The following is a 24,380-nucleotide window of genomic DNA, read 5'->3' as shown; positions in this document are numbered from 1 at the left end:
GGGCCCCCGGCCCGGAGCGGGCCCCCGGCCCGGAGCGGGCCCCCGGCCCGGAGCGCGGGGGCAACCCCCATCGATACCGATGGGGTCCCCCGCGCTCCGGGGTCAGGACCCCGCCGCGACCGGACCCGTCTCCACCCCCGTCGGCGTGAAGGCCACGTCCAGGCGGGTGAGCCCGCGGAAGTTCAGGCTGCGCTGCCACTTCGGGGGCTCGGTGCCGTCGAGGCGGAGGTCCGGGAGGCGGTTGAGGAGGGCGTCCAGGACGATCTCGCCCTCCATGCGGGCCAGCGCCGCGCCGAGGCAGAAGTGCGGGCCGTGGCCGAAGGACATGTGCCGGCCGCCGGAGCCGGAGCGTTCGAAGTCCAGCGCGTGGGGGTCGGGGAAGACGGCCGGGTCCCGGTTGGCGGCGCCGCACACCAGCAGCACCGTCTGCCCCTCCTCGATGGCGCGGCCCGCGAGGTCCAGGTCGTGCCGGGCCCGGCGCAGCATCAGCTGTACCGGGGCGTCGTAGCGCAGGAGTTCCTCGACCGCGGCGGGCATCAGCTCGGGTTTGGCGCGCAGTTGGTCGGCCGCGTCCGGGTCGCGGAGCAGGGCGAGGGTGGCGTTGCCGATGAAGTGGGTGGTGGTCTCGTGGCCGGCGATGAGCAACAGGGCGCAGTTGGCGAGGAGTTCGTCGAGGTCCTGTTCGGTGTTGTCGGCCTGGGCGTTCACCATCGCGCGCAGGGTGTGGGGAGTCGGCGTGGCGTCCTGGCGGGTGAGCAGTTCCCGTAGGTACGCGAGCATGTCCGCCATGCTCTGCGAGGCCTCGCGGTTGCGGTCCTCGTCGAGCCGGGAGTTGCCGATGGCCTCGGCGACCGGCTCGGACCAGGCGGCGACGGCGGCGCGGTCCTCCTCCGGTACGTCGAGAAGGTCGCAGATGATGGTCAGGGGAAGGGGTTTGGCGAGGTCCGCGACGATGTCCATGCGGCCGGTCGGCGCCGCGTCGGCGATGATCCGGTCGACGGCCTCGACGATCCGCGCGCGCAGTGCCGCCACCGCACGCGCGGTGAACGCCTTGCCGATCAGCGCCCGCAGCCGGGCGTGGTCGGGGGCGTCGTTGTAGAGCATCTGTCTGCTCAGGACCCGGGCCAGCGGCCGCAGTTCCTCGGGGACGGCCTCGATGTCGGGGTAGCGCACCGAGGACAGGCCGGGCGCGTTCGCGGCGCTGCTGACCACGGCGTGCCCGGTCGCGATCCAGGCGCCCGTGCGGCGGTCCCAGAACAGGTCGTCGGCGCTCCGGAGTTCTTCGTAGAAGTCGTAGAGACGCTCTTGGACCTTGGGACGAAACGCCGACAGAAGTGAGGAAGGGGTGCTCATCGGGCCATCCTTTCAGTCCTGTTGGCCCGGAGATCACCGGGTGCCGAGCCGTGGACGTCTCTCCGTGGACGTCTATTCGATGTGGACCACTCGCGCCCAGTCGGGCGGCGAGTCCGGTACGTAGTCGTCGTCGCCCTCGCTCTCGCCCCACCGTCGGGACGTGGGCTGCCGGGGGAACAGGCCCACCACCGTCCGGCACGGCGGCCGGGTCTCCGGCCAGGGTGTCTGGCCGTCGGTCAGGACCACGACGGCGTCGGGGCGCGGGTTCGCCCTCAGCGCCTTGGCGAAGCCGGTGCGCAGGTCCGTACCCCCGCCGCCGAGCAGGGGAATCCCCTCGGCGCTGCACAGCGGGTGCACGAACTGGGCCGACGCGTCGCACGGCACCACGGTGACCAGGTCCCGTCGGCCGCCCACCGCGCGGGAGATCGCCGCGACCTCCAGGAGCGCGCTGCCCAGTTCGGCGTCGCTGACCGACCCGGAGGTGTCGATGACCACGGAGACCCGGGGCGGTCTGCGCCGCAGGCTCGGCAGGACGACGCCGGTCAGCCCGGCCGAGCGGCGCGACGGCCGGCCGTACGTGTAGTCCTCGCCGACGCCACCGCCCGAGGCCGCCGAGCGGACCGCCGCGCCCAGCAACTCCCGCCAGGGTTGCGGCGGATGGAACGCCTCCTCCGCCCAGCGCCGCCATCCCTTCGGGGCGTGCCCGGGGCGGCCGTTGATGCCCTGCGCCACCCGGAAGCGGACCGCGTCCCGTTCCTGCTCGCTCAGACCGTGCGCGCCGTCGGGGCCGAGATCCCATTCCCGGCCGAGTCCGTCGGCGCCGCTGCCGCAGTCCAGCCAGTACAGGCCCATCATGTTCGGTGCGAGCTTGAACCGGGTCAGGTACTCCTCCATGAGCAGGCCCTGCGGAAGCCCCGCCGATCCTGGCTGGACGGCGCCTTCGGGGTGGACGAGCCCGTCGCCGAACACGTCGTCGTTGATCTCGAAGTCCGCGGCGATGTTCATCCGCAGCCGTTCCCCGGGGCCGGTCAGCCCGTGCTCGCGGGCGAAGCGGTCGCTGCGGCCGTGGTGGTCGCGCAGCAGGTGGGAGACCTCGTGCACCCACACCCCGGCCAGTTCCTCGACCGGCATCCGGTCCACGAACGCCGGCGAGACGTAACACCGCCAGTGCCGGTCGACGGCCATCGTCGGGACCTGCCGCGACTCGACGGGGTGCAGGGCGAACAGGGCCGTGGCCAGGTACGGGCGGGCCCGCACGGCGTGCAGTCGGGCGGCGAAGAGTTTGCCGAGGTCCAGGGTGCCCGGTCCCGATACGTCGGTGGTCATCGGCCGCCCTTCGCTCCGGTCGTGCCGGCCCCGACACGTCCCGCGACACGGTCCGCCGCCCGGTCCGCCCGCCGGGACAGGGACACCACACCGGCGAGCTGCTCGATCGCCGTCGGGACGTCCCAGTCCTCCTGCCGCAGCGAGGCGAGTGTGGTCGCCGGGACGACCACCAGGTCCGGGGCCCCGGTCTCCAGCGCCCGGACGAGCAGCGCCCACGCCGCGTCCCAGCGGGACTTGTCCGGGCGCCCCCGGACGGCCGCCACCACACCGTCGAGCACGGCCTGGCGCAGATCCCCGCGCTCGGGCAGTTCGGCACTGGCCGGGTCGGCGAGCAGCGACTCGGGATCCGGGAGGTCCAGCCGGTCCAGGCTCGCCAGCAGCTCCAGCCCCGGACCGTCCCCGACCGCGCCCCTGACCAGCAGCGAGAGCACCTCCCGTGAGGAACCGGCGGCGGTCGCGAAGGCGATCAGGCTCAGGGTCATGTCCCAGCTGCGGGGTGACGGCCAGGCCCCGCCCCGGCGCGTCTCGTTGCTGGGCAACTGGTGCACGAGCTTGGGGCGGGCGGCGAGCAGCGCGCACACCGCGCGGCGGGCGAACTCCACGGCCTCGGGCAGCTTCTCGGGGTCGAGCCGGGGCAGCGTGGCCCGGGGCCAGGTCCCGCCGAGGCCGCGTACGACGACCTCGTGGTCGTGGGTCCACCGGAGATGGACGAAGCGGTTGGCGAGCGGCGGGCTCAGTTCCCAGCCGTCGGCTGCCGAGGACCGGGGGTTGGCGGCGGCCACGATCCTTACGCCGGGCGGCAGTTGGAGGGCGCCGATCCGCCGCTCCAGGACCAGCCGGAGCAGCGCGGCCTGAACTGCGGGCGGCGCGGTGGACAGCTCGTCGAGGAACAGCAGTCCCCGGCCGGCCCGTACGAGTCGTACCGCCCAGTCCGGCGGGGCCATCGGCACACCGTGCGTCGCGGGATCGTCGCCGATGACGGGCAGCCCGGAGAAGTCGGACGGCTCGTGGACACTCGCGATCACCGTGGTGAGGGGCAGGTCCAGGGCGGCGGCCAGCTGTGTGAGGGCCGCGGTCTTGCCGATCCCCGGTTCACCCCAGAGCAGCACGGGCAGATCGGCGGCCACGGCCAGCGTCAGGGCCTCCAGCTGGATGTCGGGGCGGGGTTCGGTGGTGGTGTCGCGGAGCAGGGTCAACAGGTCGGCGGCGATGTCGAGTTGGGGGGTGGGGGGTAGGGCCGAGGCGGACTCGGGGGTGGCGAAGGAAATGTCTGTGGGCATGTTTGATCACCTTTGGGTTCGTAGTAACTAGCAGCGATGCAGGGGAATTTGGAGCGACTTTCAGTGAGTTCGGCGGCCGTGAGGGCGGCCCCGGGATCCAGGTCCGGGCCCGGCTCCGATCAGGCCCGCCCTGAACAGTCCGTACGTGATCCGCCGCTCGGCGGCCCGCTCCAGTTCGTCGCGCAGAGCACCGCCGCGCAGTACCGCTTCGGGGCCCAGCAGTCCTTCTACGACGGCCAGCGCACCGGCGATGTCGCCGTGGTCCAGTCGCTCGCGGACGCCGGTGAGGCAGTCCGGGTGGCGGTGGGCCTCGTCGATGGCCCGCAGACAGGGCATCGGGGTGCCGGTCAGTTCGGCCAGGAGTTCCTCCCGGCGTAGCTCGGCCGGGTCGTGGTCCAGCGGGGCGAGCACCCCGTCGACCAGGCCGATCCGGTGCCGGGCACCCCGGCACTCGACGAGGCGCGGTTCGCCCGGTCGGTCCGGGATCCGGGGCGGGCCGGTCGGCGGACGGTCCGGTACGAGTGCCGAGGCGACCAGCGGGTGCAGCCGGTCCACCTCGATCGCGCCGGCCCGGAGCAGCTCCAGGTCGGGCGGTACCCAGGTCGACGCGTCGGGCAGGACCGGCAGTCCGGAGGCGTGGCCGGCCTTGAGCGCCTCCGTGATCCGCAGCGCGGGCGGGCCGCCGCAGTCCGGGGCCGCGACCAGCTCCAGGAGCAGCCGGCGCCGGGCCCCGAACCGTACGGTGACCGCACCCCCGCCGGTTCCGCTGCCGGTGGACCGCCCGTCGGCGTCGAGCAGCAGCTCCGCCTCGGCCGCCCACCGGTCCACGGCACAGCGGAGCCCCTGCGGCGCCCGGTCCAGCGGATCCGGGGCCGTGGCGGGACCGTCGCCGCCGGGCGGCCGGTCGGCCCCGGACCGGGTCCGCAGCTCATCGGTTCTGCGCGCGTCCCAGAGGTGGCGGTGCAGGTCGAGGCGGAACCGTCGGCTCGGGTGGGGGTGCGGATGGCGGCGGGCACCCGCATCGGCATAGGAGGCGAGGGAGCCGTGGGAGCCGGAGGAGCTGTGGGCGCCGAGGGAGCCGAGGGAGCCGTCCCACAGCGTGAGGCTGATCCGCTGGCCGGCGTCCGCCCAGGCGGGCGGGGTCCGGGCCACGAGGTGCGCCGGGTGAGCGCCGGGCTGCCCGGGGGCGTCGTACCGGGCCAGGCTGATGGTCAGGCCCGGGCGCAGGAGTCCGTCGGGGGCGATCCTCGGCAGGTGCCAGCGCAGGAGGTCGGGCGCCAAGTGGCGGAGATCTGCGCGGAGTCGGGCGGCGAGTTCGCGGCCGTGGGTGCGTGCCACGGACCGTGGGTTCAGATCGACGTCGACGCCCGCGGCGGCGCACGCGCCCGCCCAGTCCCCGGCCAGACGGCGCGCGGTCGCGGTCTCGATCATGGACGGAGGCACGGCGAACTGTCGTACGCGCGGCCAATAAGAGAGGTGGGTGTCCCCGGACGCGTGGCGAGTGAGCATCAGCACTCACCTTGCGCGGACGGGACCCCCGATCTGTCAACGGAGTCAGTAGTCATCGTGCGGGACCGTACCGACCTCCGGCCGCGGTCCGCCACCTCTTTTCCGCTCGACCATTCCCTCCCAAGTGCCTCAAACCGCCATAAATGGATTTCGCTACAAGTTCCGAAATTATTCGTGACGGCAGTGCCACTCGACCGAAATACCTCGCTCATACCTTTTCGCCACCAGCCACTGGCACAACCCCTGCACAGGAGCCCCGAGTGTCCATACCCTCCCGACGCGGCGCCCTGAAGCTGACCGCGGGCCTCGCTCTCGCGGGCGCCTTCGCCCTCACGGGCTGTGGACGCAGCGACGACACCGCCGCCGCGACAACCACCGCCGAACCCGTCGACGACTCCCCGGCCACCGGCACCGTCACCGTCTGGGCCGCCCAGGGCGACGCCGACGTGCTCGACAAGGTCATCAAGCCCTTCAAGGCCGCGAACCCGGACGTCACCGTGAAGCTGACCCTGATACCGAACGGCGAGTACTACACCAAGCTCCAGTCGGCGATCGCGGCGGGCAAGGGGCCCGATGTCGCCCAGTTCTTCCCCGAGTCGCAGGCGCAGTTCCTCGACCCGGCGATCCTCCGGCCCGTCCCGGACGGCCTCGTCGACAAGTCGGCCTTCTTCGAGAGTCTCTGGGCCGCGGGCGTGGCCGGAAACGTCGCCTACACGGTGCCCTGGTACGCCTACACCTACGCGCTCGTCTACCGCGCCGACCTCGCCAAGAAGGCCGGTGTGAGCGCGCCGACCAAGTGGGACGAGACGGTGCCGTTCCTCAAGGCGCTCCAGGGCGCGGGCGCCAAGCGCGGTCTCGGGGCCGACATCGGCTGGGACATCTTCAACGGCCAGGACGTCGCGATGTACGCCTGGCAGGCCGGCGGCTCGCTGCTCTCCTCCGGCGGGAAGTGGACCCTCGACACTCCGGCGATGGTCGACGCGCTCCAGTACAACGCGTCCTTCTTCACCTCCGGCGTGGCCGACACCAGCGGGCCCACGTTCCTCGACGCGCAGCCGTACTTCGTGTCCGGGAAGACCGCCATGATGATCACCGGGCCGTGGGTCGTCGGCCAGCTCGACGCCGCCGCGAAGAAGGACGGCTGGACGGCCGCCAATGTCGCCACCGCGCCACTGCCCGCCGGATCCTCGGGCAGCAAGTCCTTCTCCGCCGGGGGCAGTTGGGGCGTCCTCGCGGGCGACGGCGACGCGGACGCGTCGTGGAAGCTGGTCCGGTATCTGACGGAGCCGTCCACGCAGGTCGCGCAGTACAAGGCGTACAGCTCGCTGCCGGCGGTCATCTCCGCCTGGGACGACCCGGCGATCGCGGACCAGCCGCTCCTCGACGCCTTCCTCACCCAGCTGAAGAACACCGAGGCGTTCCCGCAGGTGAGCACCTGGCAGCAGGTCGCGACGCGGCTCGGCAAGGAGATGGAGGCCGTGGCCAAGGGCACGGAGACCGCCGCGAAGGCCGCCGCGAACGTCCAGTCGTACGCCGACAGCCTCGGCACGGGCGCGAAGTGAGCCGCCGACGATGACCACCATCAGTCCGGGGGCGCCGCGCCGAGCGCGCCGCTCCCGGAGCACCCGAAGCCCCCGGGGCGGTCGGCGAACCGCCGTCGCCTGGCTGTTCCTCGCGCCGTTCGGTGTCGTGTTCCTGCTCTACACGGCGATCCCCACCGTCGCCGCGCTCGGGTTCAGCCTCACCGACCTCCGGGGCGCGGACCTGCGGCACCCGTTCGCGGTCAACTTCACCGGGCTGGAGAACTATCTCCGGCTGTTCCAGGACGAGAGCTTCCTGCGGGACATCCTGAACACCGCCGTCTTCGTGGTCGTCGGGGTGCCGCTGACCATGGGCATCGGATTCGCGCTGGCGCTCGCGCTGAACTCCGGCATCCGGCGGCTGCGCGGGGTGTTCCGTACGGTCTTCTTCGCGCCGGTCGTCACCAACGTCGTGGCGGTGGCCCTGATCTGGCAGTACGCCTTCAACGCCGACGGCACCGTCAACAAGGTGCTCGGCGCGGTCGGCCTCGCCGGACCGAACTGGCTGGACGACCAGAACCTGGCGATGCCCGTCGTCATCCTGCTCGGCATCTGGCGCAACTTCGGCACCGCGATGGTCCTGTTCCTCGCCGGACTGCAGGCGATCCCGCAGGACGTGTACGAGGCCGCCGCCCTCGACGGGGCGGGCCGCTGGCGGCAGTTGAGGCACATCACGCTCCCCCTGCTGCTGCCCACCACCCTCATGGTCTCCGTCCTGCTGACCGTCTTCTACCTCCAAGTGTTCGACGAGCCCTATCTGTTGACCAACGGCGGCCCGTTGGGCTCCACCGAGTCGATGGCGCTGTACACCTACCGCCAGTTCGGCTCGGGCGAGTTCGGGGTCTCCTCGGCCGCGTCCTTCGTGATGCTGCTGCTGGTGGCCCTGGTGAGCATCGTCCAGTTCCGACTGCTGAGGTCCCGCACATGACCGCCCTCGCCGCACCGGCGAACGCCCACGCGACCACCGACCTGGCCGCCGCGCCCCGCCGTTCCCTCGCCCGCCCGCTGCTGTACGGCGCGCTGGTGCTCTGCGCGCTGCTCACCCTGCTCCCGTTCGTCTGGGTGGCCAGCGGCTCGCTGCGCAGCCTCGACGAGATCCGCTCCGACCCCGGCGCCTGGCTCCCGCACCACGTCACCCTCGACAACTTCACCCGGCTGTTCCGAACCGAGGGTTTTGGGCAGTTCCTCGCCAACAGCGTCGTGGTCGCCGCCCTAGTGGTGGCCGGCAACATCGTGGCCGCATCGGCCGCCGGTTACGCGCTCGCCAAGCTCGACTTCGCGGGCAAACGGCTCGCGTTCGGCGCGGTCATGGCGGCGATGATGGTGCCGCTCACCACGGTGTTCGTCCCGCAGTTCGTGCTCACCGTGGACATGGGGCTCGCGGACACCCTGACCGGAATCGCCCTGCCCGGCGTCGCGTTGCCGCTGTCGGTGTTCATCATGCGGCAGTACGCGATGTCCGTCCCCGACGAACTGCTGGAGGCGGCGCGGATCGACGGCGCGGGCGAGTTCCGGATCTTCTTCCGGATCTTCCTGCCGCTGGCCGGCCCGGCGGTCGCGACGATCACGATCATGTCGTTCCTCACCTCGTGGAACAACTTCATCTGGCCGCTCATCGTCGCCCAGAGCATGGACACCTACACGCTCCCGGTGGGCCTCGCCGCGACCAGCCAGGCCGCCGCCCACGTCACCGACTACGGCCTGCTGCTCGCCGGCGCGATCGTCGTGATGCTGCCGGTACTGGTGCTCTTCCTGTTCCTCCAGCGCTACTTCGTCCAGGGCATCTCCGGATCGGGCATGCGGTGACCGCCGTGAACGACGCCGCCGACATCGCCGTCACCGTGCACTCCCCCGCCGGTCCCGTCGTCGGCCGTCGCACCGGTCCCGTACAGCGCTTCCTCGGCATCCCGTACGCCCAACAGCCCACCGGCGTACAGCGGTTCGCGGCGCCGGTCCGACGCGACCGGTTCCCGGAGCCGTTCGACGCGTCCCGGCCCGGGCCCACCTCGCAGCGCGTTCCGCTGTTCGCCACGACCACGATTCCGGAGCCGTCGGTGCCCGGCGACGACATCCTGAACCTCTCCGTCGTCGCACCGGCTCCCGCCCCGGCCGACGATCACGTGTCCTGCCCGGTCCTGGTGTGGATCCACGGCGGTGGCTTCCTCGCGGGCAGCCCGGCGAGCCCCTGGTACGACGGCCGTTCCTTCGCCCGGGACGGCGTCGTCTGCGTCACCGTCGGCTATCGGCTGGGCGTCGACGGATTCGCCCTGCTGGACGGCGTACCCACCAACCTCGGTCTGCGCGACCTGTTGCTCGCGCTCGACTGGGTCCAGGAGAACATCGGGGCGTTCGGCGGCGATCCGGGCCGGGTCACCGTCGCCGGTCAGTCGGCCGGGGGCGCGGCGGTGCTCGCACTGCTCTCGTCGCCCGCAGCGAGCGGCCTCTTCCAGCGGGCGGTCAGCCTGTCGGGTGGCCTCTTCGACGGGGACGGAGTCGTCGCCCGCGAGTTCGTCGAGCGGCTCGGGGAGCGGGTGGGCGTGCCGCCTACGCGGGCCGGGTTCGACAGCCGTACCGAGGAGCAACTCCAGGAGGCCGTGGTCGCCCTGCGGGACGAACTCGGCGCCGACATCCTCCCGTTGGGCCCGATCGTCGGCGACGACATCCTGCCGGTACCGGTCGCCGACGGGCTCACGCGGCACGGACACGACGTACCTCTGCTGCTCGGCGCGACGGGCGACGAGTTCGACTGCGGTGCCGCGCCGGAGAACGCGCACCCGAGCCCGTACAGCCCCGCCGAACTGGCCGCCCGCCGCGCGGCGGGCACCCGGGTGACGGACACCCTGTTCCGCGCCGCCTGTCCACGCGTGGCGGCGGCGCGTCGTGACGCGGACGCCGGTACCTGGCTGTACTCCTTCGAGTGGCCCTCCCCCGTGCTCGGCGGCTCCGCGCACTGCGTGGACATCCCGTTCTTCTTCGACCTGCTCGACGCACCGGGCTGCGCGGAGGCGCTCGGGCCGTACCCGCCCACGGAGTTGGCCACAACCACGCACACCGATCTCGTCGGCTTCGTCCACGGCCGGGAGCCGGGCTGGGCACGGGCGACCGGTGGGCCGGGTGATCCGGCGCGCGAGTACGGTCGGCCCGGCGCGGCGATCGTGGCCGACACCACGGGCGTGTTCGATCCCGTCGTACGGGCGGTGTCCAGGGTGGTGGAGGCATGCTGAGGTCCGGGATGAACGGCATGAACCAGACCGCGGTCCGGCGCGTCAACACCTCAGTGATCCTGAGGGCGTTGGCGGTTTCGGCCGAGCCTATGACGCTGACCGCGCTCGCCGAGCGGGCCGGTCTCTCGCGCCGCACCATCGAACTCATCCTGGACTCGCTCGTCGAGGCGGGCTGGGTGACGGAGTTGGAGCGCGTACCGACCAGCGGCTGCGCCGGACGCCCCGCCCGACGCTACGAACTCCGGGCCGAACACGCCCTGTTGGCGGCGGCGCAGATCACCACCTCGGGCGCGTCCGCGGTCGTCGCCGATGTCCGCGGCCGGATCCTCGGCCGGGCCCACCGGCCGCTGCGCGCCTACCAGGATCCCCAGGCCACCCTGGACGACGTGGCTGCACTGGTGCTGGAGGCGCTCGACGACGCGGGCGGGTCGGTGGACCGGCTGCGGGCCGGCGCGGTCGCGGGCCTCGGTGCCATCGACGACGACGGAGTCGTACGCCGACTGGTCCACACGACGCGGTGGGAAGGCGTGAACCTGCCCGAGGAGCTCACGCGACGCATCCGGGTACCGTGGTTCGCGGACAACGACACCAACCTCGGTGCCCTCGCGGAACGTTGGCGGGGCGTGGCCGGCGACCACGACAACGTCGTATGGGCGATGCTCGGGAACAGGACCGGACTCGGCATCCTCATCCGAGGGGCCGTGCACCGGGGTCTCGACGGCGCCGCGGGTGAGATCGTCGAGGCGGCCTCGATCCCGGCGAACTCGGTCGAGAACCACCCGGTGGCCTGGCTCACCTCACCCGATCCGGCCCAACGCGCGGTCGCGCTCGGCCGGTTCGAGGCGGCCCGCGAGGGTGACGCGACCGCGCTGGGCGAGGTCGACGAGCTCGTGGAGCACATCACGTCGATCCTCACGACCCTGTCGTGGACCGTCGCGCCCTCGCTCATCGTGCTCGGCGGCGGCCTGGAGGAGGCGGCCGACATGCTGCTGCCCCGGGTGGGCGCGGCGCTGCGCGAGGCCCGCAACCCCGCCGTCGAACTGCGTGCCACGCTCCTGGGCCGCGACGCCCCGCTCGTCGGAGCCGTCAAGCTGGCCCTCGACCGTATGGACACCGAGCTGTTCGGCCCCCTCGTCCACAGTGCGTAGCGCGCCCACCTCTCACTCTTCTCAGCACCAACCGCGGTACAAGACATGGAGCTTCACTGTGACCGACACCCCCCACACCGATGTCCTCGTCGTCGGCAGCGGCATCATGGGAGCCGTCGTGGCCCGGCTGCTGCGGGACACCGATCCGGCGCTGCGCATCACGATGGTCGACGGCGGCGAGGCGATCGGTACGGCCCCCGGTGTGCATCTGCACGACGTCGACGACCCGGTCCTGTGGGAGCGCTACAACGAGCAGGTCACCTCCGGCATCCAGGGCATGTACACGGGCGCCGAGGTGGTGCGCGAGGTCGCGGACGGCCTCGACGCCCTGGCGCCGGGCATGTTCCACGCGCTGGCCTTCGGTGAGGACGCCGAGGCGATGCCCGCGACGGCGCTGGCGTGGAACGCGGGCGGCATGGGGGTGCACTGGACGGCCGCGACGCCGTGGCCCGCCGGGGACGAGGTGTTCGACTTCGGCGACCCGGCAGGCTGGGCGGCGGATCTGGCCACCGCCCACCGGATGCTGGCGGTCACGCCCGCCCCGATCGGCCCGACCGAGGTCGGCGAACTGGTCCTCGACGTCCTGCGCCGGCGCTACGACGGCACCGGACCCCACGACCGGCGCCCGCAGCCCATGCCGATGGCGGTCACCGCGACGGCCTCGGGCCCCCTGCCGCGCACCGCCCCGGGCACGATCTTCCCCCCGATCGCGACCGGCGGGGACCCGGCGTTCACCCTGGTCACCGGCACCCTCGCGACCTCGCTCATCGCGTCGGAGGACGACGGCCGGGTCGCGGGCGCCCGACTCCGCCGCGTCATCGACGGCGCCGAGTCCGAACTCCGCGCCGACACCGTGGTGGTGTGCGCCGACGCGCTGCGCACCCCGCAGCTCCTGTTCGCCTCGGGCATCCGCCCCGACGCCCTGGGCCGCCACCTCAACGAGCACGCCTTCGTCACCGGCCGAGTGCTGCTCGACCTCGACCGGTTCGGCATCGCCCTCGACGCCCTGCCACTGGCCCGCGTCGGCGAGTTCTGCACGGACTCGCTCTGGCTGCCGCGCAACGGAGCGGCACAGCCGTTCCACGGCCAGATCATGAACCGGACGTACGTGGACGAGGCCGGCCGCCCCCTCGCGCACAACGTGGGCCTCGCGCTGTACGTCCCTGTGGAGTCGCGTCCCGAGAACCGGCTCGTGTTCTCGGAGTCGGCCACCGACCTCGCCGGACTGCCGCGCATAGGCGTCGAGTTCGCCTACTCCGACGCCGACCGGGCACTGCTCCGGCGCGCGCTGGACGAAGTCCGGGCGATCGCCGAGGAGTTCGGCCCGTTCGACCCGGCAACCGAGTCGGCGCTGCTCCCGCCCGGCTCGTCGCTGCACGTGACCGGCACGGTCCGCTCGGGTACGGCCGACGACGGCACCAGCGTGTGCGACCCGGACGGCAGGGTGTGGGGCTTCGACAACCTGTACCTCGCCGGCAACGGCGTGATCCCCACGGCCATGGCCGCCAACGTCACCCTCACGGGCGCGGTGACGGCCGTACGGGCGGCCCGTGCCGTCGTGGCACACCGCACCGCGCTCACCGCGCACTGACCTCTACAGAACTGCCGTACTTCGCAAGGGAGTTGTACCGTGATCGAGATCGCGAGGGAATACCGGGTGGCGTTGCCGGCCTGGATCGACGACGAGTTGGCGGACGTGCCCGGCGTCGTCCCGGACCGCGACGACCGGATGCGTCTCGTGCACCGTCTGGCGGACCGCAACTGGCGTGAGGGCAACGGCGGTCCGTTCGCGGCACTCGTCGCCGAGCAGGACACCGGCCGGATCGTCTCGGTCGGCGTGAACGTCGTGCTCGCCTCCGGTGTCTCCAGCGCGCACGCCGAGGTCGTCGCCCTCGGGCTGGCCCAAACGGCCGTCGGCGGCTGGGACTTGGGCGGCGACGGCCTGGCGGCGCACGAGCTGGTCGTCAACTGGCGTCCGTGCGTGCAGTGCTACGGCGCCACCCTGTGGTCCGGGGTACGTGGTCTGGTGGTCGCGGGCGAGGGACCGGAACTGGAGGAGATCACCACGTTCGACGAGGGCCCGCTGGGCGCGGACTGGGCCGAGCAGTTCGAGGCGCGTGGCATCAAGGTCATACAGGACGTGCTGCGGGAGGAGGCGCTCGCCGTGTTCCGGAACTACCGGGGCGCGGTCGACGCCGACGGTGTGGTCGTCTACAACGCCCGTGGGGGTGCGGAGTGACTCCGCCGACCGCCCACGCCGAACCGCGGTTCGCCACCGACGTCATCACCTTCTACCACCCGGCGTTCTGGGGCCTCGAAACCGCGGACTCCGTACGGGAGTTGGCGCTCGGCGACCCCGTGGGCTTCTGGGAGCGGGTACTGGACGCGCTGGCCGAGGCCGGGGTCACCGGTATCGAGCTGACCTTCGCGCCCGGCGACATCGAGTCGGCCCTGCGGGCGTTCGGCAGCGCGTCCTCGTTCCGGCGCGCGCTGGAGGCACGGGGACTGGGCGTGGTGAGCGCCTTCGTGGCCGGGAGCGACGCCCCCGACTGGCGGCAGGGCGACAACCTGCCCGCGATCGTCGCCGACGCCGAGCGGCGCGCGGCCTTCCTCGCCGAGGTCGGGGCGGACCTGCTGATCGCCGGGCTGCCCATGCGCACGACGTTCGGGACGCGCCCGCCCTTCTTCGTCGACGCGGCGTACATGTCCCGGATGGCCGACATCGCCCACGCGGTCGGCGACGCGGTCACCCGGCACGGGGTGCGGCTCGCCTTCCACACGGAGTCCAACAGCACGCTCTGGTACGAGCGGGACATCGACCTGTTCATGGCGCTGACCGACCCGCGCTATGTGTGGCTGTGCCCGGACTCGTGCCACATCGCGCTCGGCGGCGGGGATCCGGTGGCCGTCGCGCGTCGGCACGCGCAGCGGATCGCACTGGCGCACTGGAAGGACGCGGTCCGGCCGATCGACGTCGAACTCACCATCGACGACACGGTGTTCGCCCAGCAGCAGCCCTACATGACGGAACTGGGCACGGGCATCGTGGACTGGCCCGGCTGGGCCGACGCGATGTCCCGCACACCCGGCGCGGGCACGGTGCTCATCGAGCTGGACGAGGCACCGGATCCGGTGGCTGCGCTGCGGGCGGGGGTGGCTGTCGCGCGGCGGGCCCTCGCGTGACATGACCGGCCCTCCGGGGCTCGTCCCGTCACCCGGCGTTGTCGGCGATCTCGGCGATGTGCAGGAACTCCCGGGTCAGGGGTTCCTCCGTACCGCCGTCCCGCGACACGAGTGAGAGTTCGACGAGGTCGGCGCGGTCGGTGAGGGGCCGGAACGGGACCGGGGGTTCCGTCGAGGCGGCCGTGACGTTCGGGACGAGGGTGACGCCCAGGCCGCACCTCACCATCGCCAGCTGGGTGAGGATCGACTGGGCGAGGTGGCGTACGTCGGGGGTGAGTCCGGCTCTGCGGCAGGTGGCCATGAGCTGGTCGTGGTAGTCCGGTGAGGCCTCGCGGCGCAGCCACACCCAGGGTTCGTCGGCGAAACGGGCGAGGTCGACGGGGTGCGGGGCGTCTGCGGCGAGCGGGTGGTCCGGCGGAAGGGCGATCACGAACTCGTCGTGACGCCAGGGACGGGCGCGCAGCCCACGGACCGGTGCGCTGGGCCGGACGACCGCGATGTCGATCTCGTGCTGGAGCAGGGCCTGTTGGGCCGATCCGGTGTCCCACTCGGTGATCCGCAGTTCGACGCGCGGGCGGGCCTGCCGGAAGGCGGCGAGGGTGCCCAGCAGGGGTTCGCTGAGCGCCGAGGTGACCACGCCGACGCGCAGGGTGCCGACCAGGCCGGCCTCGGCCTGCGTCGCGACCTCCTCCGCGTGCCGGGCGGCGGCCACCAGCGTGCGGCACTCGGCGGCGAACGCCCGGCCGGTCTCGGTGAGCGTGACCTGACGTCCGCTGCGGTCGAACAGCCGGACGCCCAGGCGTCGTTCGAGCTGGAGGATCGCCTGGCTCAGGGGCGGCTGCGACATGGCGAGCTGCTCGGCGGCACGGCCGAAGTGGAGGGTCTCCGCGACGGCCAGGAAATAGCGGGCCTGCCGTACCTCGATCATCGTTCGCTCCACATGTCGTCAGTCACTTCACCCGCCTCCTTCAGTCGCTGTGCATATCAAAGAGAGAGGAAACCAGACCTTCAGTATATGAATCGGTCTTGTTTGACTGAGGGCCATGACAACCGCCACGACACCTGAAGCGACCCTGTTGACCCAGTTCACAGCACTGGACACCGCCACGGTCTCCGATGCGTTGGACGCCTGCGGTCTGCCACCGGGGCAGGGCGGCCTCCGGCCCATGTGGGGCTGTCCGAGAGTGGCCGGGTTCGCGGTGACCGTCGAACTCGAATCACTGACCGACGAACACACCGGCGCCGGCGCCCACATCCACACGGACGCGATCGCCGCCGCAGGGCCGTACGACGTGGTGGTCGTCGCCAACGGCGGCCGTACGGACGTCTCTTCGTGGGGCGGCATCCTGAGCGTCGGCGCCTCGGTGCGCTCCGTCCGGGGCGTCGTCACGGACGGCGCCTGCCGGGACGTGGGCCAGGCCCGCCAGCTGGGCTTCCCCGTCTTCGCCCGCGCCCAGGTGCCCGCGACGGCACGCGGACGCCTCCGCCAGAGGTCCACCGGCGAGCCCGTCGCCCTCGGCGAGGTGACCGTCCACCCCGGTGACGTGGTGCTGGCCGACGAGGGCGGCGTCGTGGTCGTACCCCGCGAGCGGGCCCCGCAGGTACTGGAGACCGCGCGACGCCTCGCCGAACGCGAGGCGGCCATCGAGGCCGACGTACGCGCTGGCATCCCGCTCCCCCGCGCGATGCGCGACGCCCGCCTGGCCGGAACGGAGGGCACCCGATGACGTACGACACCGACGCCGACGTCCTGCGCCGGCTCCGCGTCCTGCCCACCGCGGCCGTCTCGGACGCCCTCGACCGGGCCGGTATCCCGGGCGCGGTCCACGGCCTCGCTCCCCTCGCCAACGGCTTCCGGGCCGTCGGCCCCGCCTTCACCGTGCGCTACGCACCGCTCGACGACACCACGGGCCGAGGCACGGTCGGCGACTTCCTCGACGACGTACCGCCGGGCGCGGTGATCGTCATCGACAACGGCGGACGCACCGACGTCACCGTGTGGGGCGGCATCATGACCGGGATCGCGGCCGTACGCGGCATCTCCGGCACCGTGATCGACGGTGTCTGCCGAGACGTGTCGGCATCGCTCACCCACACCTACCCGCTGTTCACCCGGGGCCGTTTCATGCGGACCGGCAAGGACCGGGTGCGTCTGACGGCCGTCAACGAGCCGGTCACGATCTCCGGCATCAACATCCGGCCCGGCACCCTCGTATGCGCCGACGCGGACGGAGTGGTCGCCGTCCCGGCGGCGGACGCGGAACAGATCACGGAGAGCGCGGAGCGGATCGAACGCGTCGAGGCGGACATCGTCGCGGCCGTGCGCGCGGGCAGCACATTGCGGGCGGCCCGCGAGCAGTTGGGCTACCACCAGCTCCAGACGAGGCAGTCATGACGGACACGGGTACGAGAGCGGGCACGGGTACGGATTCCGACGCCGCGCGCGGCCACAGCACCGCCACCCTCTACGAGGCGTCCTCCTCGTACGCCCGCGCCTGTACCCCCGTACTCCGTGCCGTCTGGTCCGGGGCCAGGGTGGCCGGGCCGGCGTTCACCGTGCAGGGTGTCGGCGGGGACAACCTGGCGCTGCACCGTGCGGTCGCCGAGGCGCCGGCGGGCAGTGTCCTGGTCGTCGATCTGCAGGGTGCCGCGCACGGCCACTGGGGCGAGATCCTCGCCGTGGCCGCCCAGCAGCGCGGCCTGCTCGGGCTGGTCGTGGACGGCGGGGTACGGGACGTGGCCGAGCAGGCGCAGCTGGGTTTCCCGGTCTTCGCACCGCACGTCACGGTGGTCGGCACCGGCAAGGAGCACCCGGGGCTGTTCGGCGTACCGGTCCGGGTGGGCGGAGTGGTCGTCCGGCCCGGTGACCTGGTCGTCGGTGACGCGGACGGGGTGGTCGTCGTACCGGCGGCGGACGTGCCCGCGACTCTCGACGCCTCGGACGCCCGGGTCGCCGACGAGCGCCGGGCCCTCGCCGCCATCCGCGCCGGTGTCTCCACCCTCGACCTCTACGGCCTCAGGGAACAGACGGGCCATGGCTCATGACGTCGGGTCGGATTCAGTTGTCGAGTCCGCCCCGCTTCACCAACTGGCTCGCGATCACGTTCCGCTGGATCTCGTTCGTACCCTCGCCGACGATCATCAACGGCGCGTCGCGGAAGTAGCGTTCGACGTCGAACTCGGTGGAGTAGCCGTAACCGCCGTGGATCCGGACGGCGTTGAGGGTGATCTGCATCGCGGTCTCCGAGGCGAACAGCTTGGCCATGCCCGCCTCCATGTCGACCCGTCGGCCCGCGTCCGCCTCCCGGGCCGCGTAGAGGGTGAGTTGGCGGGCGGCGGTGAGCGAAGTCGCCATGTCGGCGAGGTAGTTGCCGATGGACTGGTGCTGCCAGATCGGCTTGCCGAACGACTCGCGCTGCCGAGCGTAGGCGAGGGCGTCCTCGAAGGCCGCCCGGCCGACGCCCAGCGCACGGGCGGCGACCTGAAGGCGTCCGGTCTCCAGGCCCTTCATCATCTGGGCGAAGCCCTTGCCCTCAACCCCGCCCAGGAGGGCGTCCGTTGGTGCCCGGTGGTCCTCGAAGGTCAGCTCGCAGCTCTCGACGCCCTTGTAGCCGAGCTTGGGCAGATCACGCGAGACGGTGAGTCCGGGGCCGTGCTCGACGAGGAGGACGGAGATGCCGTGATGGGCGGGTCGGGCGTCCGGGTCCGTCTTGCAGAGCAGGGCGATCAGCTGGGAGCGCCGGGAGTTGGTGATCCAGGTCTTCGCACCGTTGACCACGTAACCGTCGCCGTGGGCGTCTCGGCGGGCGACCGTCCGCAGGGCCTGCAGATCGGAGCCACCGCCCGGCTCGGTCAGGGCCATGGTCGCCCGGACCTCACCGGTGGCCATCCGGGGCAGCCAACGGCGCTTCTGCTCCTCCGTGCCGAAGGCGACGAGCAGCTTGGCGACCACCGTGTGCCCGCCCATGGCCCCGGCCAGGCTCATCCAGCCACGGGCGAGTTCCTCGGTGACCAGGACATAGCAGGGGGTGGAGACCGGGGTGCCGCCGTACTCCTCCGGGACGGCCAGCCCGAAGACACCGAGCCGCTTCATCCGTTCGATGAGGGCCTCGGGGTAGGTGTCGGCGTGTTCGAGTTCGCGCACGACGGGCCTGACGTCCTTGTCGACGAAGTCACGCACGGTACCGACGACGGACCGCTCGTCCTCGGACAGTGTGTCGAGTGCGCTCATACGGTTCCGCTCCCTCGTCTGCCTCGCCCGCACCCCGGGCGTACCATCATGAATGGTCATGCGACCGCAAGTGAAATAGCAATACGTGATGGCTCCATGCGTGCCGCGCATGACGCGCCGCACGCGCACCGAACGGGCACCGGAGGCTCACCCGTGGACGTCAAGCAGCTCAGGGCGCTGGTCACCGTGGCCGAGGTGGGCAGCGTGACCCGCGCCGCCGAACTGCTGCGCCTCGTGCAGCCGGCCGTCACCCGCCAGATCCGCACGCTGGAGGAGGAGTTGGGCGTCCCCCTCTTCGAACGGACCCGGCAGGGCATGCGCCCCACCCAGGCCGGCACGATCATGGTGGACCGCGCCCGACGCGCCCTCGGCGAACTCGAACGCGCCCGTGCCGAGATCCAGCCGACCCCCGGCGAGGTGACCGGCATCGTCACCGTCGGCCTCCTGGAGAGCACCGGCGACCTGCTCGCCGAGCCGCTGGTGTCGGCCGTGACCCGCGACCACCCGGGCGTCGAACTGCGTCTGCTGACCGCCTACTCCGGGCACCTCCAGCAGTGGCTCGACGAGGGTGACCTCGACCTGGCCCTGCTCTACAACCTCGACAGCACCCCGTCCCTCAACGCCCTTCCGCTGGTACGGGAACGCCTGTGGGCGGTCGCTCCCCCGGCCGCCGGACTCCGCGCCGACCGGCCCGTCCCGTTCACCGAGGCCGCCGCGCACCCCCTGGTCATGCCGGCCGCCGGCCACGCCCTGCGCACCCTCATCGACGGAGCGGCGGCGCGGGCTGGGGCGGCCCTGGACATCGCCGTCCAGACCAACTCGATGCGCGTACAGAAGCAGTTGGTGCTGGCCGGGCACGGCTGGACGGTCCTGCCGGGCGTGGGCATCGCGGAGGACGTCGCCCAGGGCACGCTGAGCGCGGCGCCGCTGTGCGAGCCCGAGGTGTGGCGGTCGATCGTGCTCGCCACGTCGAGGTCCGGCCGGACACCACCGGCCGTGGAGGTGGTCGCGCGGGAACTGGTCGGCCGTATCAACTCAGCAGTGGAAGAAGGACGTTGGAACCAATGACAGACACCGCCAGCCGCCGACTCCACGCCGTCGCCCGAGCCCAGGACGGCACGGCCCTCGCCTATCAGCACCAAGGCGCTCATGACGATACGGCCCGCTCCCTCCTGCTCCTGGCCGGCCAGGCCAACAACCACCACTGGTGGGACGGCCCGCGCGAGGACTTCGACGCCACGCACCGCACGATCACCATGGACCACCGGGGCACCGGCGCCAGCGACAAACCCCAACAGGGCTACTCCACCCAGCAGTTCGCCGAGGACGCGATCGCCATCCTCGACCACCTGGGCGTGGAGCGCGCGGACGTCTACGGAACGTCCATGGGCGGCCGGGTCGCCCAGTGGCTCGCCGCCCGCCACCCGGACCGGGTCCGACGACTCGTCCTGGGCTGCACCTCCCCCGGCGGGCCGTACGCCGTAGAGCGCGACGTCTCCGTACGGCGCGCCCTGGCCCGGCCCGCCCCGGCCGCCGTACGGAGTGCGCTGATCGACCTGATGTACTCCCCCGGCTGGCTCGCCGGCCACCCCGGCCCGTACGCCACCCTCGGCGATCCGGACATGCCCCCGCACGCCCGCCACGGCCATCTGATCGCCAGCAACACGCACGACGCCTGGGAGGCGCTCCACCTGATCACCGCGCCGACCCTGATCCTGCACGGCGCCGAGGACCGCCTCACCCCGCCGGACAACGTCCCGCTGCTCGCCGCCCGCATCCCGGACACCAGGACGCACCTGTTCGCCGGCGCCCGGCACGCGTATTTCGAGGAGTGCCGGGACGAGGCCGGCAAACTGGTCCAGGACTTCCTCAGCTGATCCGGGCATGGAAATCGGCGATCCGCTCCCACATCGTCACCGGGTTGGAATACATGGGCCAATGCCCACTGTGCGCAATCTCCGCCAGTTCCACACCACCCGAAGCCAACTCGCCCAGATAGGAAAGGGACGCGTTCTGTTCGCCGTACATGAACATGCGCGGAAAGGGAAGCGACAGGAACTTCTTCATCAGGTCGCCGTGGTCGGACAACTCGACCATCGACTCGAAGATTCCGCGTACGGCCCCGGGGCGGACCTTGCGGCGCAGGCTCGACGCGTAGAGGGCACTGGCGAGGGAGGGTGCGTGGCGGGCCCGTTCGGTGAGGTCGGCGAGGAAGGTCTCGGGGTCGTCCGTCGCGTGGGTGAGGATCTGCCTGCTCAGAAAGCAGTCCTCGGGGGCGAGATTGCCCTCGATGTCGACGAAGCTCAGGACCCGGCCCGGTTCCTCGTGCGCCAGCAGCAGCCCGGTCAGCCCACCCATGGAATGGCCGACGAGATGGAATCGTCGGATTCCGAGGCTTTCGAGTACGGCCCGGGCGGTCTTCACCAGGAACGGAATCGACATCCCCGCCAGGTCGTCGCATGCACTGTCCCCGCATCCCGGCGTGTCGTACGCGAGGAACGGCCGCCCGGCGAATTCGGGCCGGTACGCGAGGTCGGCGTAGTCCTCCTTCGTCGAACCGAAGCCGTGCAGAAAGACAATGGGGGCGTGTTTTTCTCCGCCGCGACGGATGGCGGCGATCTCGACACCGACTCCGACTCCAACTCCACCGGCACCCACACCGTCGACACGAAGACGCAGTTTCTCGCTGGTCAATTCCACGACAAAGAGTGCACCAGAGACCGCCGACGGACTCCAGGACCAATCCCGTCTCCCGCCAAGACGCCCGGCATCTCGATCCGGAAGGACCTCCCCGACCATGCCTCCCGCCTCCCCCGTCCCGCTGGCCTCGTACGTCGAGTCCTGGCACCCCGAGCCGGTCAGGGACGAGGACCCGCTGCCGCCGGGCCCGGTTGCAGCCATGTCCGCGCTTCTCGATCTGCCCGAGGCGGTCGCCGGGGCCGGGGACCCGTTGCCGCCGCTGTGGCAGTGGTTCTACTTCCTGCACTGGCCACCCCAGCTCGCACTCGGCCCCGACGGACACCTGCGGGACGCGCTGTTCCTGCCACCCATCCCCGACCGGCAGCGGATGTGGGCCGGCGGACGCTGTGAGATCGCCGAGCCGCTGCGCCTCGGTGAACCGGCCGAGCGGATCAGCAGCTTGAGCGCGGTCACGCCGAAGCAAGGCCGCACGGGGGAACTCCTGTTCGTCACGGAACGCCGCGAGTTCCGGCAGTACGGCCGTACGTGCGTCGTCGAGGAACAGGACATCGTCTACCGGTCGGGCCGCGCCCCCGCCAGGCGGTACGCCGAGACACCCACCGACAGCGCACCTGCCCCGACAAGCCCCTGGCACCTACGCCTCCAGCCCGACCCGACCCTCCTCTTCCGCTTCAGCGCGCTCACCGCCAACGCCCACCGCATCCACTACGACACTCCGTACTGCCAGGACACGGAGGGCTATCCGGGCCTGGTCGTACACGGCCCACTGCTGGCACTGCTCATGCTCGAACTGGCCCGCCGCAACGCCCCGGAGCGCCGGGTCCGCTCCTTGTCCTACCGGCTACGGCACCCGACCTTCGCCGGCAAGCACCTCTTGGCCGAGGGCCAACTCACGGGCGAGGGAGCCGAGTTGCGCGTCAGTACCGCTCGCGAGGAGCAACACGCCACGGCGGAGGTGACGTTCGTCTGACTCCCGGAAAGGGAATCTTTGGCGTGATCATGGATGTATCATCCCTTTCACTCTCATGACAGCACATACCGCTTCCCCCACGCCCGACGGCACGTCGACCCCCGCCCGCCGGGACGTTCTGACCCGCGCCGCAGCCCTCGCCACCCTCGCCGCGGCCACCTCCGGCTGCACCGGCGAGTCACGCTCCCGTCCCCCTGCCGCCGCCGGTCCACCCGCGTTCCGCTTCCGGGGCCCGCGCCAGGCCGGAGTGACGACCCCGCAGCAGTCCGCCGCACTCGTCACGGCGTACGACCTCGCCCCTGCGGTAAGGGGAGCAGGCGGCGTACGTGCCCTGCGGGAGGTGTTCGGCCGCTGGACACGGGCACTGGCGGAGACCCTGGACGGCGAACTCCGGCCACCAAGTCCCGTACGAGCAACGGAACTTGAAGGATCAGCCGGGAAGTCCCGCTTCACCGCGACCGTGGGGATCGGTCCCCGGCTGCCCCAACTCCTCTGTGTCGCCGCGCCGCATGGCCTGCGCGAGCTGCCGCCGTTGCCCTACGACCGGCTCGACCCTGCCTACAGCGGCGGGGACTTGGTGCTCCAGCTCTGCGCCGACGATCCCAGTGTCACCCGGGCCGCCGCGAGCGCGCTGACCCGGCTGGCGGGCGACACCCTGCGCCCGCGATGGCGGCAGACCGGGTTCCTGCCGCCGACGCCGGCCGGGCAGACACCGCGCGACCAACTCGGCTTCGAGCACGGCACGGAGAACCCGACTCCCGAGGAGTGCGAGCGCTGGGTGTGGTCGAACGACGGCACGTTCCTCGTCGTACGGCGGATCCACGTCGACGTGGGCGGGCTCGCGCGGCTCGGTACGCGGCGGCAGCAGGAGGTCGTCGGCCGGGAGCGTGCGAGCGGGGCGCCGCTGGGGCACGGGCAAGACGTCGTGATCCCGCCGCGCTCGCACGTACGGGCGGCCGGTCCACAGCTGGACGCGGGCGCCCGGATGCTGCGCCGGAGCTACAGCTACGACGCCGGACCGGACGACCGGGGCCTGCTGTTCCTCGCCTTCATGCGGGACCCGGCATTGTTCGCACGCGTCCAGCGCCGGATGGCGGCGACGGACGAACTGAGCCGCTTCACCGAGCATCGGGGTTCGGCGGTGGCGTACGTCCTTCCGGGCGCCCTCCCGGGCGAGGGCCTGGGCGCGCATCTGCTGGCCTGACCGGATCCGCGGGCCTCGACGACGAGCATCGTGCGGTGAGTCGCGAGGCCCGCGATCGGTGGCGTCAGGCCGGTCGGACTATCCGGCGGGGGTGCGTACGTCGATCGCCGTGAGCGCCATCGCCAGGGGGCCCGGCGCCAGGAACGCGAGCGGGAGCAGCGTCCAGGCGCACAGGGCGGCCGTCGCCAGGGCGAGCAGGACGAGGGCGCTGCCGCCCGGGTCGCGGGCGGTGTCCCGGGCGGCGGCGCGGACGGCGGCCGGCCAGTCGGTGAGCGACTCGGGGCGTCCGCAGGCGCGCAGGCCGGTCACGGCGGCGTACGCGCCGATCGCGGCGGCGACAGCCGCGAAGGCCGGTCCGCCGGGCAGGCCGGTACGGGCTAGCGCCAGGTCTGCCAGCACCAGCAGGACGCCCGTCACGGCGGCGAGCCCGGCGATCAGGTCGCCGGCGCGCAGCCGCTGCCGCAGGAGGCGGAAGTAGCGTCCGGCGGTGGCGGGGCGGCCCTCGCGGGTGCCGCGCAGGATCTCGCAGGCCGAGGAGAGCGCGGCGGGGGCGGTCAGCAGGGGCAGGCTCGCGACCGCCGTGGCGAGGCCGACGCTGAGGACGTCCGCGAAGAGGGTCATGCGCGGGCCGAAGATCTCGCCCGGCTCACGGGTCGTACGCGTTCCGCTCAT

23 protein-coding genes are annotated in these 24,380 nt (G+C 72.1%); 15 read left to right on the top strand and 8 right to left on the bottom strand.

Annotation, left to right across the window (positions count from 1 at the left end; genetic code table 11):
* Positions 1-102: 102 nt before the first annotated feature.
* From ACWCRB_RS31680 to ACWCRB_RS31665, 4 genes are all read right to left on the bottom strand, one after another.
* On the bottom strand, positions 103-1,353 hold the full coding sequence (locus tag ACWCRB_RS31680; RefSeq protein ID WP_450999321.1) for a cytochrome P450: 1,251 nt from the start codon (positions 1,351-1,353) through the stop codon (positions 103-105).
* A gap of 72 nt (positions 1,354-1,425) precedes the next feature.
* The gene (locus ACWCRB_RS31675; protein WP_450999320.1) at positions 1,426-2,679 is read right to left on the bottom strand and encodes a vWA domain-containing protein; all 1,254 of its coding nucleotides are present in this window, start codon (positions 2,677-2,679) and stop codon (positions 1,426-1,428) included.
* Positions 2,676-3,959 carry an AAA family ATPase gene (locus ACWCRB_RS31670; RefSeq protein WP_450999319.1) on the bottom strand — a complete coding sequence of 428 codons (1,284 nt, stop codon included), beginning with the start codon at positions 3,957-3,959 and terminating at the stop codon, positions 2,676-2,678. The genes ACWCRB_RS31675 and ACWCRB_RS31670 overlap by 4 nt, the downstream gene beginning before the upstream one ends.
* 60 nt (positions 3,960-4,019) lie before the next feature.
* The gene (locus ACWCRB_RS31665) at positions 4,020-5,468 is read right to left on the bottom strand and encodes a hypothetical protein (protein ID WP_450999318.1); all 1,449 of its coding nucleotides are present in this window, start codon (positions 5,466-5,468) and stop codon (positions 4,020-4,022) included.
* Between the two features lie 260 nt (positions 5,469-5,728).
* On the opposite strand from ACWCRB_RS31665, the gene ACWCRB_RS31660 reads away from it, so the two are divergent.
* Genes ACWCRB_RS31660 through ACWCRB_RS31625 form a run of 8 tightly spaced genes read left to right on the top strand, consistent with a single transcriptional unit; the run spans position 5,729 to position 14,603 of the window.
* Complete coding sequence (locus ACWCRB_RS31660) at positions 5,729-7,030, top strand: extracellular solute-binding protein (protein WP_450999317.1); 1,302 nt, start codon at positions 5,729-5,731, stop codon at positions 7,028-7,030.
* A 10-nt stretch (positions 7,031-7,040) separates the two neighbouring features.
* Complete coding sequence (locus ACWCRB_RS31655) at positions 7,041-7,976, top strand: carbohydrate ABC transporter permease (protein ID WP_450999316.1); 936 nt, start codon at positions 7,041-7,043, stop codon at positions 7,974-7,976.
* Positions 7,973-8,854: a carbohydrate ABC transporter permease gene (locus tag ACWCRB_RS31650; RefSeq protein ID WP_450999315.1), complete on the top strand. Its 882-nt coding sequence runs from the start codon at positions 7,973-7,975 to the stop codon at positions 8,852-8,854. The genes ACWCRB_RS31655 and ACWCRB_RS31650 overlap by 4 nt, the downstream gene beginning before the upstream one ends.
* Positions 8,851-10,272 (top strand): carboxylesterase family protein, encoded by a 1,422-nt coding sequence (locus ACWCRB_RS31645; RefSeq protein WP_450999314.1) that lies wholly within the window; start codon positions 8,851-8,853, stop codon positions 10,270-10,272. Before ACWCRB_RS31650 ends, ACWCRB_RS31645 begins: the two co-directional genes overlap by 4 nt.
* Complete coding sequence (locus ACWCRB_RS31640) at positions 10,266-11,420, top strand: ROK family protein (RefSeq protein ID WP_450999313.1); 1,155 nt, start codon at positions 10,266-10,268, stop codon at positions 11,418-11,420. Before ACWCRB_RS31645 ends, ACWCRB_RS31640 begins: the two co-directional genes overlap by 7 nt.
* A gap of 58 nt (positions 11,421-11,478) precedes the next feature.
* Positions 11,479-13,011, top strand: coding sequence for a GMC oxidoreductase (locus ACWCRB_RS31635; protein WP_450999312.1), 1,533 nt, complete (start codon positions 11,479-11,481; stop codon positions 13,009-13,011).
* Between the two features lie 39 nt (positions 13,012-13,050).
* Positions 13,051-13,659: a nucleoside deaminase gene (locus ACWCRB_RS31630; RefSeq protein WP_450999311.1), complete on the top strand. Its 609-nt coding sequence runs from the start codon at positions 13,051-13,053 to the stop codon at positions 13,657-13,659.
* Entirely contained in the window at positions 13,656-14,603 is a 948-nt protein-coding gene (locus tag ACWCRB_RS31625) for a sugar phosphate isomerase/epimerase family protein (protein ID WP_450999310.1), read from the top strand. Before ACWCRB_RS31630 ends, ACWCRB_RS31625 begins: the two co-directional genes overlap by 4 nt.
* A gap of 28 nt (positions 14,604-14,631) precedes the next feature.
* On the opposite strand, the gene ACWCRB_RS31620 is transcribed toward ACWCRB_RS31625, so the two are convergent.
* A complete protein-coding gene (locus ACWCRB_RS31620) occupies positions 14,632-15,531 on the bottom strand; it encodes a LysR family transcriptional regulator (protein ID WP_450999309.1) in 900 nt (299 codons plus the stop codon).
* 115 nt (positions 15,532-15,646) lie between these two features.
* On the opposite strand from ACWCRB_RS31620, the gene ACWCRB_RS31615 reads away from it, so the two are divergent.
* From ACWCRB_RS31615 to ACWCRB_RS31605, 3 genes are read left to right on the top strand one after another with little or no spacing between them, the layout of a single operon-like run.
* On the top strand, positions 15,647-16,330 hold the full coding sequence (locus tag ACWCRB_RS31615) for an RraA family protein (RefSeq protein ID WP_450999308.1): 684 nt from the start codon (positions 15,647-15,649) through the stop codon (positions 16,328-16,330).
* Positions 16,327-16,998 (top strand): RraA family protein, encoded by a 672-nt coding sequence (locus ACWCRB_RS31610; RefSeq protein ID WP_450999307.1) that lies wholly within the window; start codon positions 16,327-16,329, stop codon positions 16,996-16,998. The genes ACWCRB_RS31615 and ACWCRB_RS31610 overlap by 4 nt, the downstream gene beginning before the upstream one ends.
* Complete coding sequence (locus ACWCRB_RS31605) at positions 16,995-17,648, top strand: RraA family protein (protein ID WP_450999306.1); 654 nt, start codon at positions 16,995-16,997, stop codon at positions 17,646-17,648. Before ACWCRB_RS31610 ends, ACWCRB_RS31605 begins: the two co-directional genes overlap by 4 nt.
* A gap of 13 nt (positions 17,649-17,661) precedes the next feature.
* On the opposite strand, the gene ACWCRB_RS31600 is transcribed toward ACWCRB_RS31605, so the two are convergent.
* On the bottom strand, positions 17,662-18,834 hold the full coding sequence (locus ACWCRB_RS31600) for an acyl-CoA dehydrogenase family protein (RefSeq protein ID WP_450999305.1): 1,173 nt from the start codon (positions 18,832-18,834) through the stop codon (positions 17,662-17,664).
* Positions 18,835-18,987: 153 nt separating this feature from the next.
* Between ACWCRB_RS31600 and ACWCRB_RS31595 the strand changes: the two genes are divergently transcribed.
* Entirely contained in the window at positions 18,988-19,902 is a 915-nt protein-coding gene (locus tag ACWCRB_RS31595) for a LysR family transcriptional regulator (protein ID WP_450999304.1), read from the top strand.
* A complete protein-coding gene (locus tag ACWCRB_RS31590; RefSeq protein ID WP_450999303.1) occupies positions 19,899-20,711 on the top strand; it encodes an alpha/beta fold hydrolase in 813 nt (270 codons plus the stop codon). The genes ACWCRB_RS31595 and ACWCRB_RS31590 overlap by 4 nt, the downstream gene beginning before the upstream one ends.
* Here ACWCRB_RS31590 and ACWCRB_RS31585 read toward each other — a convergent pair.
* The gene (locus ACWCRB_RS31585; RefSeq protein WP_450999302.1) at positions 20,704-21,534 is read right to left on the bottom strand and encodes an alpha/beta fold hydrolase; all 831 of its coding nucleotides are present in this window, start codon (positions 21,532-21,534) and stop codon (positions 20,704-20,706) included. The genes ACWCRB_RS31590 and ACWCRB_RS31585 overlap by 8 nt on opposite strands.
* A gap of 97 nt (positions 21,535-21,631) precedes the next feature.
* Between ACWCRB_RS31585 and ACWCRB_RS31580 the strand changes: the two genes are divergently transcribed.
* A complete protein-coding gene (locus ACWCRB_RS31580) occupies positions 21,632-22,504 on the top strand; it encodes a hypothetical protein (RefSeq protein ID WP_450999301.1) in 873 nt (290 codons plus the stop codon).
* 55 nt (positions 22,505-22,559) lie between these two features.
* On the top strand, positions 22,560-23,708 hold the full coding sequence (locus ACWCRB_RS31575) for a Dyp-type peroxidase (RefSeq protein WP_450999300.1): 1,149 nt from the start codon (positions 22,560-22,562) through the stop codon (positions 23,706-23,708).
* Between the two features lie 78 nt (positions 23,709-23,786).
* Here the strand turns inward: ACWCRB_RS31575 and ACWCRB_RS31570 are convergent, their stop codons facing one another.
* Entirely contained in the window at positions 23,787-24,380 is a 594-nt protein-coding gene (locus ACWCRB_RS31570) for a hypothetical protein (RefSeq protein ID WP_450999299.1), read from the bottom strand.

The organism is Streptomyces sp. NPDC002156, assembly GCF_053593675.1.
The sequence above is the reverse complement of the archived record's forward strand: the minus strand, read 5'-3'. Positions and strand labels throughout refer to the sequence as shown.